Annotated in this window: 1 protein-coding gene; it reads left to right on the top strand. The window is 67.1% G+C overall.

From position 1 onward, the window contains the following. Window positions 1-441 (top strand): DNA topoisomerase (locus tag GSQ95_RS25995; RefSeq protein ID WP_256664735.1); only part of this gene is annotated, 441 nt, incomplete at both ends.

Below are 441 nucleotides of genomic sequence, written 5' to 3'. Positions count from 1 at the left end.
GCGCTGTACGAGACGCACAAGGCGACGACCTACCCCAGGACCGATTGTGGCTACTTGCCCACCAGCATGCTGCCGGAGGTGCCGGCCGTGCTTGAGGCGATCCGCCGGACCGATCCGTCCATTGCCCCGGTGCTGGCCAGCATCGATCCGGGGCAGCGCTCGCGGGCCTGGAACGACGCCAAGATCACCGCGCACCACGGCATCATCCCGACCCTGGAGTCCGCCAACCTGGCGGCCATGAGCGACAAGGAATGTGCGGTCTACAGCCTGATCCGCGCGCACTACCTCGCCCAGTTCCTGCCCCACCACGAGTTCGACCGGACGGTGGCTGACTTCGACTGCAACCAGGTCGCTCTACGGGCAGTGGGCAAGCGCATCGTCGTGCCGGGCTGGAAGACGCTGTTCCAGGCCGCGCCTGCCGCTGAGGATGATGAGGACAGC

This window comes from Pseudomonas sp. BAV 4579, assembly GCF_009765395.1.
In the GTDB taxonomy this organism is placed as follows: domain Bacteria; phylum Pseudomonadota; class Gammaproteobacteria; order Pseudomonadales; family Pseudomonadaceae; genus Chryseomonas; species Chryseomonas aestiva.
Note: the sequence above shows the minus strand (reverse complement) of the source record. Positions and strands in the feature narration are given on the sequence as shown.